General features: G+C 71.1%; 11 protein-coding genes and 1 tRNA gene. 10 read left to right on the forward strand and 2 right to left on the reverse strand.

The features are described 5' to 3' along the window. The first annotated feature begins 79 nt into the window (after window positions 1-79). Both ACFYP4_RS19930 and ACFYP4_RS19935 read left to right on the forward strand, forming a co-directional pair. Complete coding sequence (locus ACFYP4_RS19930) at window positions 80-952, forward strand: nuclease-related domain-containing protein (protein ID WP_388786666.1); 873 nt, start codon at window positions 80-82, stop codon at window positions 950-952. A 130-nt stretch (window positions 953-1,082) separates the two neighbouring features. After that, a complete protein-coding gene (locus tag ACFYP4_RS19935; protein ID WP_388786669.1) occupies window positions 1,083-1,505 on the forward strand; it encodes a hypothetical protein in 423 nt (140 codons plus the stop codon). A gap of 19 nt (window positions 1,506-1,524) precedes the next feature. Here the strand turns inward: ACFYP4_RS19935 and ACFYP4_RS19940 are convergent, their stop codons facing one another. Next, window positions 1,525-1,728 (reverse strand): hypothetical protein, encoded by a 204-nt coding sequence (locus tag ACFYP4_RS19940; RefSeq protein WP_388786672.1) that lies wholly within the window; start codon window positions 1,726-1,728, stop codon window positions 1,525-1,527. Between the two features lie 356 nt (window positions 1,729-2,084). Then, a tRNA-Arg gene (locus ACFYP4_RS19945) sits at window positions 2,085-2,156 on the reverse strand. Window positions 2,157-2,304: 148 nt separating this feature from the next. Here ACFYP4_RS19945 and ACFYP4_RS19950 point away from each other — a divergent pair. The 8 genes from ACFYP4_RS19950 (at window position 2,305) to ACFYP4_RS19985 (ending at window position 14,208) form a co-directional block, all read left to right on the forward strand. Then, a complete protein-coding gene (locus tag ACFYP4_RS19950) occupies window positions 2,305-2,823 on the forward strand; it encodes a response regulator (RefSeq protein ID WP_388786675.1) in 519 nt (172 codons plus the stop codon). 256 nt (window positions 2,824-3,079) lie between these two features. Beyond that, complete coding sequence (gene nrtL / locus ACFYP4_RS19955; protein ID WP_388786678.1) at window positions 3,080-4,162, forward strand: ArgS-related anticodon-binding protein NrtL; 1,083 nt, start codon at window positions 3,080-3,082, stop codon at window positions 4,160-4,162. Between the two features lie 7 nt (window positions 4,163-4,169). After that, complete coding sequence (lysA, locus tag ACFYP4_RS19960) at window positions 4,170-5,561, forward strand: diaminopimelate decarboxylase (protein ID WP_388786681.1); 1,392 nt, start codon at window positions 4,170-4,172, stop codon at window positions 5,559-5,561. Window positions 5,562-5,740: 179 nt separating this feature from the next. Continuing rightward, the gene (locus ACFYP4_RS19965) at window positions 5,741-7,039 is read left to right on the forward strand and encodes a homoserine dehydrogenase (RefSeq protein WP_358854066.1); all 1,299 of its coding nucleotides are present in this window, start codon (window positions 5,741-5,743) and stop codon (window positions 7,037-7,039) included. A 6-nt stretch (window positions 7,040-7,045) separates the two neighbouring features. Further along, a complete protein-coding gene (gene thrC / locus ACFYP4_RS19970; protein WP_358854055.1) occupies window positions 7,046-8,104 on the forward strand; it encodes a threonine synthase in 1,059 nt (352 codons plus the stop codon). Window positions 8,105-8,765: 661 nt separating this feature from the next. After that, entirely contained in the window at window positions 8,766-9,695 is a 930-nt protein-coding gene (gene thrB / locus ACFYP4_RS19975; protein WP_358854056.1) for a homoserine kinase, read from the forward strand. 392 nt (window positions 9,696-10,087) lie between these two features. Continuing rightward, window positions 10,088-12,223: a transcription termination factor Rho gene (rho, locus tag ACFYP4_RS19980; RefSeq protein WP_358854057.1), complete on the forward strand. Its 2,136-nt coding sequence runs from the start codon at window positions 10,088-10,090 to the stop codon at window positions 12,221-12,223. 173 nt (window positions 12,224-12,396) lie between these two features. Further along, a complete protein-coding gene (locus tag ACFYP4_RS19985; protein WP_388786686.1) occupies window positions 12,397-14,208 on the forward strand; it encodes a trypsin-like serine protease in 1,812 nt (603 codons plus the stop codon). Window positions 14,209-14,353 lie beyond the last annotated feature (145 nt).

Below are 14,353 nucleotides of genomic sequence, written 5' to 3' on the forward strand. Positions count from 1 at the left end.
GACAACTTGTCCGGGGCCTCTCTCGTCATGAGCCCTACCTGCTGCGACGCTTCGAGCCGAGAGCGGACGAGGGGGACTCGTGGAGCTGAAGGTCACGCGCTGGAAGCGGTACGGACATGATCGCCTGTACGCGAATCTGCCTGATGGCACGGCGGCCGGTTGGGCGGATGTGAAGACGGGGGACATCACGGTCCTGGTCGCCGAGTATCGCGACGACGTGATCGCCGTGCTGACAGATCACTTATGGAACATCCCCGAACCGGTCCCGCCGCAGAAGACGCCCAGGACGCCCGAGGCTGAGGGGCCCCCGCTGCTGCCGCCTCTGACGGCGGCCGATGACCTGTCCGCCAACCGTCCCGGTGAGTCTCTGCTCGACAAATCCGGGCCAGGCCTGATCAAGCGAGTCGTCTTGCAGCTCCTGCGGCGCCCCGCCGAATGGGACTCCTGGCGGAAGGGCCTGGCGGGGGAGCAGCGGATGGGAGCCGAGCTGAACCGCTTGGAGCGGCACGGCTGGCGCGTCCTGCATTCCATCCTCTTGGCCGACAAGGTGGACGTGGACCACTTGCTGATCGGGCCCGGTGGCGTGTTCAGCATCAATACGAAGCACCATCACAAAAGGGCTGTATGGGTCGGCGACGACTCCGTGAAGGTCAATCACGGAAAGCCGGCACCTTACGCGCGCAAAAGCCGGGCGGAGGCCAAGCGAGTAGCCCGCGTGCTTGAGCACTATTGCGGCTTTCCCGTGCCGGTGGAGCCGGTGCTCGTCTTCGTCGGCGTGACCGACTTGAAGGTGGTCGCCACACAGCTCAGCGTGCGCGTGTACCGGGAGCGCGAGGTGGCGGCACTGGCGCCGCTCTCAGGGGTGCTGACGGCCGAACAGGTCGAGCAGGTGTACGGCGTCGCCCGCCATCGCCAAGCGTGGATCGGGGCCTCAGCCAGTTCCTCTCGGTGAAGTGGCGGCCCTTTCCGCAAGAGCTGTGGCCAGCCTCCATGGCGTGGCCAGCGCCGGGCGGGGTGCCCTGTCAGTGCCGTCCTTTACGCTCCGCTCCTGATCAAGCAGTCCAGATGGCGAGGGGATACGGATGGGCGGAAACGAGTGGAGTCACACGGGCCCGTATCAGCGTGATCGGGTGGCCGCGTTCCGGCAGGCTCAGGAGGATGAGTTGGCGCGGGACAACCACGGTTTCGAGGGCCAGTCCATCGAGGAACTGTGGCGCGACCCTGAGTGGCAGGAGTACATATTCACCGGTGGCACGTGCACCGTGCTCGACTTCCCGCTCGTGATCGAAGCCGCGGACACCGACGACGGTCCGTTCATGCGGCCGCTGACCGATGGGGAGGTGCGTGCGTGGGCTCCTCACAGCCGGCCCACCTACGAAGAGTGGGACGCCGCTCTCGACTCCGAGCGGTTGAGCTTCCCGAACCGCGCCCAGGGGAACTGCACAGTGCTCTACCGGGATGGCAGACCCGCGCAGATCGGCTATTGGGGGACCACCGCCGACTAACCGATCTCACCTGAAACGCTCATCGGCCCTCCTCCGGCGCTGACCGCCGATCGGTGAGGCGCTCCTGGTCGGCGGCGTTACCGGTGCGAGCCTCGGTGCGGTGACCCCGTGCCAGGTAGTCCCGGACGATCAACTCGACAGCATCCTGCGGGCTCCTGGTGCCGGCCAGCAGCATGACCTCGATGGCCAAATCGCTGTCCAGGCTGATGGTGACCTTCGCCACGACACCTCCTGAAGGGTTCCCGCGGAGCCTATCCAAGCGGCTAACGGTCGGCGATGGGTCTGTTGCCGCACTGCGGTGCGAGGGTGGGGCGAGGCTGGGCCTAGGGTCAGCCTCGAGATTATTGACGGGACAGGCCCCAGAGGGGCCGATACCGCTTCGCGATGCGGCTCCGTGCTCGTCCGGGGGCGCGTTGCTTTGGCGGGGCTCACCTGGGGGAATGCCTCAAGATCCCGTCCACGCCTCGTCCACAGACTTCGACATGGAGCCGCTTCGGGCTGCATCTGCCTGCATATACGCGAAGACCCCACCCTCAGCGTTTCCGCTGATGACGGGGTCTTTGGGCACCTCATGAAGGGTGCCCCCGGCAGGATTCGAACCTGCGCACACGGCTCCGGAGGCCGTTGCTCTATCCCCTGAGCTACGGGGGCGTGTCGGCCGTGGTGTGCGGCGACGGGTAGAACCCTACCAGCTCAGTAGGGGGTGCCATGAACAGGTTTCCGTGGGGAGTCGGCGCCCTGAACTGGGCGCCATGACCCGCAGGGGGCGGAAGTCGGGAAAACCCGGACGCGGCACCGGGTGCCGACCTACTCTCGAGTTGTGTCAGGCGCGTCCGGCCGGGTCCTTGTCGTGGACGACAACAAGGTCATCCGGCAGCTGATCAGGGTCAACCTCGAGCTGGAGGGCATCGAGGTCGTGACCGCTGCCGACGGTGCCGAATGTCTGGACATCGTTCATCAGGTCCGGCCCGATGTCGTCACCCTCGACGTGGTCATGCCCCGCCTCGACGGGCTGCGGACCGCCGCGTGCCTCCGCGCCGACCCCCGCACCCGGGATCTTCCCCTGGCCATCGTCAGCGCCTGTACCGAGCACGAGGTCGACAGCGGACTCGACGTCGGTATCGACGCCTTCCTCGCCAAGCCCTTCGAGCCCGCCGAACTGGTCCGAGTCGTACGGCAGTTGATCGGCCGTGCGGCCGGTTCCGTCTCCGGTCCCTGCGGCAGCGCCCACGGTGGCAGTCTCCCCGGCCCCGGCCCCGGCCCCGGCCCTGGCCCTGGCTCCGGCGACCCCGAGCGCGCCAGCCGCACCGGTCATTGAACGGACATGCGTACAGACAGGCAGGCGGGCGAGCGGACGACCGTCAGTGGACCCACTGTCAGGTAGGCCGACGGACGATGGACGGACTGCCACGCGGGGCTACGGCCGGCACACGCTGCGCTCAGGTCGGGCAACCCCCTGAGCGCACCCCGCCCGGCTTCGCTCCCCCTCGCCCCCGCCCCCACCCCCGTCCACATCCCGGAACCCCGGGAAACCGACTCGCCTCCCCACCCCCCTCCTCCCCTACGCTTGTCCCGTGACCCCCGTCGAGCTCTCCCGCACCGTGCTGCGCGCGGTGCGTCGTGCCGTGGACGAGGGGGAACTGACCGTGGCCGTGCCCGCACGGGCCGTGGTGACCGTGCCCGGACCCGGAGGCTGCGGGGACTACGCCACCACCATCGCGTTGCAGTTGGCGCGTCCCGCCGGACAGCCGCCCCTGCGCGTGGCGCAGATCCTGCGGCCCCACCTCACCCGCGCCGACGGTGTCGCCGGCGTCGAGATCACCGGGCCCGGCTTCCTGAACATCCGCCTCGACCCGGCCGCCGGCCCCGTCGCCTCCCTCGTACGGGAGATCCAGGCCGGTGGCTACGGTCACAGCGACGCCCTCGCCGGGCAGGTCCTGCGGTTCCGTATCCCGTACGACATCCGGGCCGAAGTCGTCGCCGACACCCTCGTCCGGATCGTCGCCACCCAGGGCGGCCGTGCCGAGGTCGAGCACCGCACGTCCGGTGGTGCCCTCGCCGCCCACGGCCCCGCCCCCTCGGGGTCCGTCGCCATCCAGGGCGGTCACTCCGAGGTCGAACACCGCACGGCCGGCGCCGCCCCCCGCCCCGTCGACCTCCGGCCCGTCCCCGCCCCCGAGGACCCCACCCCCCTCGGACCCGACGCCGCCCGGTGGGCCCTGCTCCACCCCGCCGCCCATGACCGGCCCCGTGTCACCGCCGACCACCTCGTGCAGCGCGCGGCCAACCCGCTGTTCCGCGTGCGCTACGCCCACGCCCGCACCCGGGCGCTCACCCGTAACGCCGCCCATCTGGGCTTCACCGGCGTCCCGGGTGATCCGCAGGCGCCGGACACCGCCGCCGCTCTCCTGCGTGCCCTCGCCGACCACCCCCCGGCCCTGCGCGCCGCCGCCACCCAGTACGCGCCCGACCGGCTCGCCCGGCACCTCGTCGTCGTCGCCGACGGGGTCCTCGGCTTCCAGCACACCGTGCTGCCGCTCGGGGACGAGAAACCCTCGGCCGCCCACCGTGCCCGGCTCGCGCTCGCCGAAGCCGCCGGGGCGGTGCTGGCCGGCGGCCTGTCCCTGCTCGGCATCAGTGCCCCTGACTACCTGTGAGAGAAGAATGAGCCGTTCCGCACACCCCGCCGGGCCCCGTCACGCCGATGTGCTGCCCGAGGGCCACTACAACGCCCCTCCCACGGACCTGAACGCCCTCGACCCCAAGGTGTGGGCCCAGACCGTCACGCGTACCGAGGACGGTGTCGTCAGCGTCGGCGGTGTCGACGTGAAGCGGCTGGCCGAGGAGTTCGGCACCCCCGCCTACGTCCTCGACGAGGCCGACTTCCGGTCGCGGGCGCGGGCTTGGCGCTCCGCTTTCGGGCACGACGCCGACGTCTTCTACGCCGGCAAGGCCTTCCTGTCGCGCGCCGTGGTCCGCTGGCTGCACGAGGAAGGGCTGAACCTCGACGTCTGCTCCGGCGGCGAGCTCGCCACCGCGCTGTCCGCCGGTATGCCCGCCGACCGGATCGCCTTCCACGGCAACAACAAGTCGACCCGCGAGATCACCGAGGCCATCGAGAGCGGGGTCGGGCGCATCGTGCTCGACTCCTTCCAGGAGATCGTCCGGGTCGCGCACATCGCCGACAGCCTCGGCAGGCGGCAGCGGGTGCAGATCCGGGTCACCGTCGGCGTCGAGGCCCATACGCACGAGTTCATCGCCACCGCGCACGAGGACCAGAAGTTCGGCATCGCGCTCGCCGACGGGCAGGCCGCCGAGGCCGTGCGGCGCGCGCTGGCCCTCGACGGGCTCGAACTGATCGGGATCCACTCGCACATCGGGTCGCAGATCTTCGACATGGCCGGGTTCGAGGTCGCCGCCCGACGGGTGGTGGCGCTGCTGGCCGCCGTGCGCGACGAGCACGGGATCGAGCTGCCCGAGATCGACCTCGGCGGCGGTCTCGGCATCGCGTACACCAGCGACGACGACCCTTGCGAACCGCACGAGATCGCCAAGGCGCTCGGCGAGATCGTCACGCGCGAGTGCGACGCGGCGGGGCTGCGGACGCCGCGCATCTCGGTCGAGCCGGGGCGCGCCATCGCCGGGCCGACCGCCTTCACGCTGTACGAGGTCGGCACCATCAAGGAGCTGGACGGCCTGCGGACGTACGTCTCCGTCGACGGGGGCATGTCCGACAACATCCGGACCGCGCTGTACGACGCCGAGTACAGCGTCTCCCTCGTGTCGCGCGCGAGTGACGCCGAGCCGATGCTCGTCCGCGTCGTCGGCAAGCACTGCGAGAGCGGTGACATCGTCGTCCGTGACGCGTTCCTGCCCGCCGACCTCGCGCCGGGGGACCTCATCGCGGTGCCGGCCACCGGTGCGTACTGCCGCTCGATGGCCAGCAACTACAACCACGCGCTGCGGCCGCCGGTCGTCGCGGTCCAGGACGGCGAGGCGCGGGTGATCGTCCGCCGGGAGACCGAGGAGGACCTTCTGCGGCTCGACGTCGGATGACATGTCCCCGGAGGCTCGCGAGTGCCTCCGGGGACACCTGCGGGCGGGCGCAAGATCTCCTGTGTCCGCCGCTCAGGAAAATGAAATAGACATCTCACGATCCGGACGAAGGATAGAAACTCCCGTCCGGTGAGTGAGACTGGTCCCACCGTGACGGTATGAGGAAACGAGGTCGGATGATGCGTACGCGTCCGCTGAAGGTGGCGCTGCTGGGCTGTGGGGTCGTCGGCTCAGAGGTGGCGCGCATCATGACGACGCACGCCGACGACCTCGCGGCGCGGATCGGCGCCCCGGTGGAGCTGGCCGGCGTCGCCGTGCGCCGGCCCTCCAAGGTGCGCGAGGGCATCGACCCGGCGCTGGTCACCACGGACGCCACCGCGCTGGTCAAACGCGGCGACATCGACGTCGTCGTCGAGGTGATCGGCGGTATCGAGCCGGCCCGTACGCTCATCACCACCGCCTTCGAGCACGGCGCGTCGGTCGTCTCGGCCAACAAGGCCCTGCTCGCCCAGGACGGCGCCGCCCTGCACGCCACGGCCGAGCAGCAGGGGCGGGACCTCTACTACGAGGCCGCCGTCGCGGGCGCCATCCCGCTCATCCGGCCGCTGCGCGAGTCGCTCGCCGGTGACAAGGTCAACCGCGTGCTCGGCATCGTCAACGGGACGACCAACTTCATCCTCGACAAGATGGACTCGACGGGCGCCGGCTACCAGGAGGCCCTCGACGAGGCCACCGCCCTCGGGTACGCCGAGGCGGACCCGACCGCCGACGTCGAGGGCTTCGACGCCGCCGCGAAGGCCGCGATCCTCGCCGGGATCGCCTTCCACACGCGTGTGCGTCTCGACGACGTGTACCGCGAGGGCATGACCGAGGTCACCTCCGCCGACTTCGCCTCGGCACGGCGGATGGGCTGCACCATCAAACTGCTCGCCATCTGCGAGCGGGCCGCCGACGGCGGGTCGGTCACCGCGCGTGTGCATCCCGCGATGATTCCCCTCAGTCATCCGCTGGCTTCGGTGCGCGGCGCGTACAACGCCGTGTTCGTGGAGTCGGACGCCGCGGGCCAGCTCATGTTCTACGGGCCGGGTGCCGGCGGCGCGCCGACCGCGTCCGCCGTGCTCGGCGACCTGGTGGCCGTGTGCCGCAACCGGCTGAACGGCGCGACCGGGCCCGGCGACTCCGCGTACACCCAGCTGCCGGTCTCGCCGATGGGCGAGGTCGTCACGCGCTACCACATCAGTCTCGACGTGGCGGACAAACCGGGCGTACTCGCCCAGGTCGCGACCGTCTTCGCCGAGCACGGGGTCTCCATCGACACCGTGCGCCAGCAAGGCCGACAGGACGGAGGCGGCGACGCCTCCCTCGTCGTGGTCACCCACCGAGCGTCCGACGCGTCCCTGAACGGGACCGTCGAGGCGCTGCGCAGCCTCGACACCGTGCGGGGTGTCGCCAGCATCATGCGGGTTGAAGGAGAGTAACCAGCAATGACCCACCAGTGGCGCGGAATCATCGAGGAGTACCGGGACCGGCTGCCGGTTTCCGACAGCACTGAGGTCGTGACGCTCCGGGAGGGCGGCACGCCGCTCGTGCCGGCGCAGGTGCTCTCCGAGCGCACGGGCTGCGAGGTCCACCTCAAGGTGGAGGGCGCGAACCCGACCGGGTCCTTCAAGGACCGCGGTATGACCATGGCCATCACGCGGGCCAAGGAGGAGGGCGCGAAGGCCGTCATCTGCGCCTCCACCGGCAACACGTCGGCGTCCGCGGCCGCCTACGCCGTACGGGCCGGGATGGTCTCCGCCGTCCTGGTGCCGCAGGGCAAGATCGCGCTCGGCAAGATGGGCCAGGCGCTCGTGCACGGAGCGAAGATCCTCCAGGTCGACGGGAACTTCGACGACTGCCTGACGCTGGCCCGCGCGCTGTCCGACAACTACCCGGTGGCGCTGGTCAATTCGGTCAACCCGGTGCGGATCGAGGGCCAGAAGACCGCGGCGTTCGAGATCGTCGACATGCTCGGCGACGCGCCCGACATCCACGTCCTGCCGGTCGGCAACGCGGGCAACATCACGGCGTACTGGAAGGGTTATCGCGAGTACGCCGCGGACTCGATCGCCTCGCGGACCCCCCGTATGTGGGGCTTCCAGGCCTCCGGCTCGGCGCCCATCGTGCGCGGCGAGGTCGTCAAGGACCCGTCGACCATCGCCACCGCGATCCGTATCGGCAATCCCGCGTCGTGGCAGTTCGCGCTCGCCGCGCGGGACGAGTCGGGCGGGCTCATCGACGAGGTGACGGACCGTGAGATCCTGCGCGCCTACCGGTTGTTGGCCGCGCAGGAGGGCGTGTTCGTGGAGCCCGCGTCCGCCGCGTCCGTCGCCGGTCTGCTGAAGGCCGCCGAGCAGGGTCTGGTCGACCCCGGGCAGCGGATCGTCTGCACGGTGACCGGGAACGGGCTCAAGGACCCGGACTGGGCCGTCGCGGGCGCGCCGCAGCCGGTGACTGTTCCGGTGGACGCGGTGACCGCGGCCGAGCGGCTCGGCCTCGCGTAGAGCGCGACGCCGTCGCTCCCCGGGTCCCCGGGTCCTCGGGTCCGGGGGGCGGCCCCGGGCCCCGAGGAGGACCGACGTAGGCCGCCGCTCTCCTAGCGCGGCGCCTGGCGAACACCGGCGACGGTGCACGCAGGGCGGCCCCGCCGGGCTCCGGCGGCCCGCGGGCTCCGGGGCGATGCCGCCGAAGGGCTCCCCGCGGCCCAGCGGGCTCCGGGGCGGCATCGTCCACAGCTTCCCCGCGGCCTAGCGGGCTCCGGGGCGGCATCGTCCACAGCTTCTCCGCGGGCTCAGGGGCGCACCGCCCACGGCTTCCCGCAGGACCGGTCGGCTGACCGTGACCGCGCGGGGCGGCATGCGGCCCCGACGGCCCCCCGGCGCACCCGCAAGCACCGCCAACGGCGCCCGAAGGCACCGGAAGCGGCAGTCCGCGCCCCCGGTCCGGGCGTACCCGGCGGCGGATGCATGAGGGGCTCACGACACGCATCGTGCGCCTCCCGTGCGCCCTATGTCGCCACAGAACCTTCCTTCGATAGGCTGTACCGAACCCGCCCGCCGCATATGCCGCGGAGCCGCGCCGCGCCAGCGGCCCACGGGTCCTTCGCACGTATCGCAGTTCATCGACATCTCGTACATCACGCAGCTCAAGGAGAGTCATCGAGCGATGGCCGGTCCAGCCTTCCGCGCCGCCGCCGTCCGGGTGCGCGTCCCCGCCACCAGTGCCAACCTCGGACCGGGCTTCGACGCCCTCGGCCTGTCACTGGGGCTCTACGACGACGTGGTCGTCCGGGTGGCCGACTCCGGGCTGCACGTCGACATCGCCGGCGAGGGCAGCGAGACGCTCCCGCGCGACGAGAGCCACCTGCTCGTACGCTCCCTGCGCACCGCCTTCGACCTGCTGGGCGGCCAGCCCCGCGGTCTCGAGATCGTCTGCGCCAACCGCATTCCGCACGGCCGCGGCCTCGGCTCCTCGTCGGCCGCCATCTGCGCGGGCATCGTCGCCGCGCGTGCCGTGACCATAGGAGGAGACGCCCGGCTCGACGACACGGCCCTGCTGGAGCTCGCCACCGAGATCGAGGGCCACCCCGACAACGTCGCGGCCTGTCTCCTCGGCGGCTTCACGCTCTCCTGGATGGAGAGCGGCGCCGCGCGGGCGATCCGGATGGACCCCGCCCGGTCCGTCGTTCCGGTGGTCTTCGTGCCCGGCAGGGCGGTGCTCACCGAGACCGCGCGGGGGCTGCTGCCGCGTACCGTCCCGCACGTCGACGCCGCCACGAACGCGGGCCGCGCCGCGCTGCTCGTCGAGGCCCTGACCAGGCGCCCCGAGCTGCTGCTGCCCGCCACCGAGGACCGGCTGCACCAGGAGTACCGCGCCCCGGCCATGCCGGAGAGCGCCGCTCTGGTGGAGCGGCTGCGGGCCGACGGCGTGCCCGCGGTCATCTCCGGCGCGGGACCCACGGTCCTGGCGCTGGCCGACGACGCGACCGCGGACAAGGTCGCCCACCTGGCGGGCGAGGGCTGGGCCGCCAACCGGCTGGACCTCGACGCGCAGGGGGCGAGCGTGCTGCCGCTCGCGCCCACCGGCACCCACTAGGAGCCACGGTTGCCGGATTTCGAGAGGGGGAATGTTTGTTGGATCCGGTAGTGTTAACCTCAAGTCTGCACCCGACCCCGCCACGGCGAGGTGCTTCGTGTCCCCGTCCGGGACAACCATTCTTCCGGGAGCCTCCCAAGCCGCACGGTGTTTCGTACCTCGTACGACAACGCTGAGCGGTTTGCCGAGCACGCTCCGGAACCGGCGTGACCGAGCCGCGTGACACAGGCACCGAGTGCCGCGGCTCCGGGAATCGTCATCACCAGATATCTCTTCCGCCGCTTAGGCGGACCACCGCCCCGGCACGGTCCACAGAAACAGGACCAAATCCGGACAGCACAACCGGTCGCCGAGCCAGACAGGCCGACGTCCGCTCCAGGGAAGGACCCTTCGTGAGCGACACCACCGATCTGATGGGCGCACGTGTCGAGGAGACCGCTGCCGCGCCCGCCACGGACGCCTCCGCGCCTGCCGCCGGTGCCGGCTCCCGGCGGCGCCGCGGCACCGGCCTCGACGGCATGGTGCTGGCCGAACTGCAGCAGGTCGCATCCGGCCTCGGCATCAGGGGCACCGCGCGTATGCGCAAGAGCCAGCTGATCGAGGTCATCAAGGAGGCGCAGGCCGGGGGAGGCGCGCCGGCGAAGACCGCCGACGCCGCCGAGACCAAGCCGAAGCGCCGCGCCACCTCCAAGACCCGTACGGGTGACGAGGCCGCGCCCGCCGCGAAGTCCGCCGACAAGCCGGCGGAGAAGGCCGGCAGGGCCGCCGAGCCGGCCGTGGCCCAGCAGCAGATCGAGATCCCCGGCCAGCCGGCCGGCGGCCCCTCCCGCGACGGCGGAGACGACGCCCCCGCGGGCGAGCGCCGCCGGCGCCGGGCCACCGCCGAGGCGGGCAGCCCCGAGACGGTCGCCGCCGAGGCGAAGAGCGAGCCCAAGGCCGAGGCCTCCGTCGACGCCGGTGACGGTGGCGCCGAGGGCCGTCAGGGCCGCCAGGGCCGCCGTGACCGGGACCGGGGCGAGCGCGGTGACCGTGCCGAGCGCGGTGAGCGGGGTGACCGTGCCGAGCGGGGTGACCGTGCCGAGCGCGGTGGCCGTGACCGTGACCGCCGGGGCAAGGGCGACGACCAGCAGCAGGGCGGCCAGGCCGGCCAGGGCGGCGGCGGTCAGCAGCGCCAGGACCGGCAGGACCGGCAGGACCGCCAGCAGCAGGGCGGCGGCCGTCAGGACCGCCAGGACCGGCAGCAGCGCGACAACGGCCCGCGGGCCGACGAGGACGGGGACGACTTCGAGGGCGGCCGCCGCGGCCGTCGCGGGCGCTACCGCGACCGCCGTGGCCGTCGTGGCCGCGAGGAGTTCGGCCCCAACGAGCCGCAGGTCGCCGACGACGACGTGCTGATCCCCGTCGCGGGCATCCTCGACATCCTCGACAACTACGCGTTCATCCGCACGTCGGGCTACCTGCCCGGTCCGAACGACGTGTACGTCTCCCTCGCCCAGGTCCGCAAGAACGGCCTGCGCAAGGGCGACCACGTCACCGGTGCGGTCCGCCAGCCCAAGGAGGGGGAGCGCCGCGAGAAGTTCAACGCGCTCGTCCGCCTCGACTCCGTCAACGGCATGGCGCCCGAACACGGCCGCGGACGGCCGGAGTTCAACAAGCTGACGCCGCTGTACCCGCAGGACCGCCTCCGCCTGGAGACGGACCCGGGGGTGCTGACGACCCGCATCATCGACCTCGTCGCGCCGATCGGCAAGGGCCAGCGCGGTCTGATCGTGGCCCCGCCGAAGACCGGCAAGACCATGATCATGCAAGCGATCGCCAACGCGATCACGCACAACAACCCCGAGTGCCACCTGATGGTCGTCCTGGTCGACGAGCGTCCGGAAGAGGTCACCGACATGCAGCGGTCGGTCAAGGGCGAGGTCATCTCCTCGACCTTCGACCGTCCGGCCGAGGACCACACCACGGTCGCCGAGCTGGCGATCGAGCGTGCCAAGCGCCTGGTGGAGCTGGGCCACGACGTCGTCGTGCTGCTCGACTCGATCACGCGTCTGGGCCGTGCGTACAACCTCGCCGCGCCCGCCTCCGGCCGCATCCTGTCCGGTGGTGTCGACTCGACCGCGCTGTACCCGCCGAAGCGCTTCTTCGGTGCGGCCCGCAACATCGAGGACGGCGGCTCGCTGACCATCCTCGCCACCGCGCTGGTGGACACCGGGTCCCGCATGGACGAGGTCATCTTCGAGGAGTTCAAGGGCACCGGCAACGCCGAGCTTAAGCTCGACCGCAAGCTCGCCGACAAGCGCATCTTCCCGGCGGTGGACGTCGACGCGTCCGGTACCCGTAAGGAAGAGATCCTGCTCGGCAGCGACGAGCTCGCCGTCACCTGGAAGCTGCGCCGGGTGCTGCACGCGCTCGACCAGCAGCAGGCGATCGAGCTGCTGCTCGACAAGATGAAGCAGACGAAGTCGAACGGCGAGTTCCTGCTGCAGATCCAGAAGACGACGCCGTCGCCGGGCAACGGCAACGACTGACGTCAGAGCGCAAGAACCGCCGAGGGCCGCCCCCGTCACGCAGGTGACGGGGGCGGCCCTTTGTGCTGCTCGGGGCCGGTGTACGATCGCGACTTCATCTTGAGTCGAAGAAGTCTTCGATTGCTGTTCGACGGCGCTTCACTCTCAACTCATGACTCTGTGGGGGGACTTGAGTGGGTACAACCACGTCCGGAGCCGGACGGCACAGACGCCGGATCCGCATAGCCGTCCCGCTCGCGGCGGCCTCTCTCGCGGCCGCCGTCGCCGGTGCGCTCCTGATGTCGTCCGCGGAGGCCGCCACCGCGCTGCCGAAGCCGACCGTCAAGCCCGCCACCAGCTCGGCGACGCTCGCCGAGCTGAAGGAGCGGGTGGCGGGCGCCGTCGCCGGTGACGACACGGCCGGTGAGACGCCGAAGAAGTCGTCGCTCAGCGCCGGGACGAGCGCCGCGCGGATCGATCCGAAGATCATCGGCGGCACCGAGACCACCATCACCTCCGCTCCGTGGATGGCGCAGCTCTGGTACCGCGACAAACAGGGCACCTCCGACGAGAGCGACGACCTCGGCTTCTTCTGCGGTGGCGCCGTCATCTCGCCCACGAAGGTCCTCACCGCCGCGCACTGCGTCGACGGCTACGACTGGCACGCCAACGGCGCCGTCATCACCGGCACCTCGCAGCTGCCGACCACCGACGAGGCGAACGGCACCGACCTGCACGGCGGCACCGTCTCCGACGTCTGGCGCCAGTGGGACCACCCGTCGTACAGCGAGTCGACGATCGACAACGACATCGCGGTCCTGACCCTGCCGAACCCCGTCAGCGCCAAGCCGATCCGCATGACGACGTCGGACGACACCGCCTCGTACACGGCCGGCACCAAGGCCACCCTCTTCGGCTGGGGACGCACCACCTCCACCACCGACGACATCTCGGGGACGCTGAAGACCGCGACGCTGCCCATCCGGTCGGACAGCACCTGCGCCGGCTACTACGGCAGCGACTTCGTCAAGGGCCACATGGTCTGCGCGGGCGAGCAGGCGACCGGCAGCGACGCCGGCACCACCTCCGCGTGCAACGGCGACTCCGGCGGCCCGCTCATCGTCGGGGGCCGCATCGTCGGTGTCGTCTCCTGGGGCGTGAAGGACTGCGTGCAGGAGGGGGCGTACAGCGTCTTCTCGAAGGTCAGCACGTACGCCGGGGCCGCGTACCCGCGCGTCGAGGACAGCAACCTCAGCGGCGACCACAAGGCCGACCTGTTCCTGCGCCAGGCCTCCGACGGCGAGGGGTTCGAGAAGGACTCCAAGGGCACCACGTTCGCCGCGCGCGAGTCCTGGGGGAGCTGGAGCGGCGTCAACGTCATCCTGCAGACCGACCTCGACCGTGACGGTTACCAGGACATGGTGATCCGGCGCAGCGCGGACGGCGACGTGTTCTGGCAGCACTACGTGCCCGCCAGCGCCTCCTGGGCGACCCAGCAGATCTTCGACAACTGGAAGACCCGCACCCGCACCGTCGCCCCCGGCGACGTCACCGGGGACGCCCTGCCCGACCTGCTCTCCGTCGACTCCGCCGGCTACCTGTGGATCTACCCGGGCAAGGGCAACGGCTCCTTCTCGGCCCGCGTCCAGGTGAGCTCGGGCTGGAACCAGTACAACTCGGTGCGCGGACACGGCGACTTCACCGGCGACGGCAAGGCCGACCTGATCACGCGCAGCAAGAGCGGCTCGTACGTCTACCTCTACAAGGGCACCGGCAAGGCGGGCTCCGGAGCGTTCTCCGCCCGCGTCAAGGTGCGCACCTGGAGCGGCTACAACGCCTTCGACGCCCCGGGTGACGTGACCGGCGACGGCAAGGCCGACTTCCTGGCCCGCACCCCCGGCGGCACGCTCTACCTGTACAAGGGCACCGGCAAGGCCACGTCCGAGATCTTCGCCACAAGGATCACGGTCGGCACCGGTTACCAGAAGTACGACATCTTCGCCTGAAAGCGCAGGTGAGCGGATCCGCCGCGGCTCACCGGTCACGCACCGTGCCCACCGCTCCACGCGGTGGGCACAGTGCGTTGTGCAACCCTTTCCCGGGTTTCCCCGTCTGACCGTACGGAGTCACCATGGACCGGTACGAGTCACG

This window comes from Streptomyces sp. NPDC005551, assembly GCF_042871785.1.
GTDB lineage: Bacteria > Actinomycetota > Actinomycetes > Streptomycetales > Streptomycetaceae > Streptomyces.

Coding starts and splice junctions, on each gene's coding strand:
- ACFYP4_RS19935 (WP_388786669.1), top strand. CDS start 1,083: ATGGGCGGAAACGAGTGGAGTCACACGGGCCCGTATCAGCGTGATCGG.
- lysA (WP_388786681.1), top strand. CDS start 4,170: ATGAGCCGTTCCGCACACCCCGCCGGGCCCCGTCACGCCGATGTGCTG.
- ACFYP4_RS19965 (WP_358854066.1), top strand. CDS start 5,741: ATGCGTACGCGTCCGCTGAAGGTGGCGCTGCTGGGCTGTGGGGTCGTC.
- thrC (WP_358854055.1), top strand. CDS start 7,046: ATGACCCACCAGTGGCGCGGAATCATCGAGGAGTACCGGGACCGGCTG.
- thrB (WP_358854056.1), top strand. CDS start 8,766: ATGGCCGGTCCAGCCTTCCGCGCCGCCGCCGTCCGGGTGCGCGTCCCC.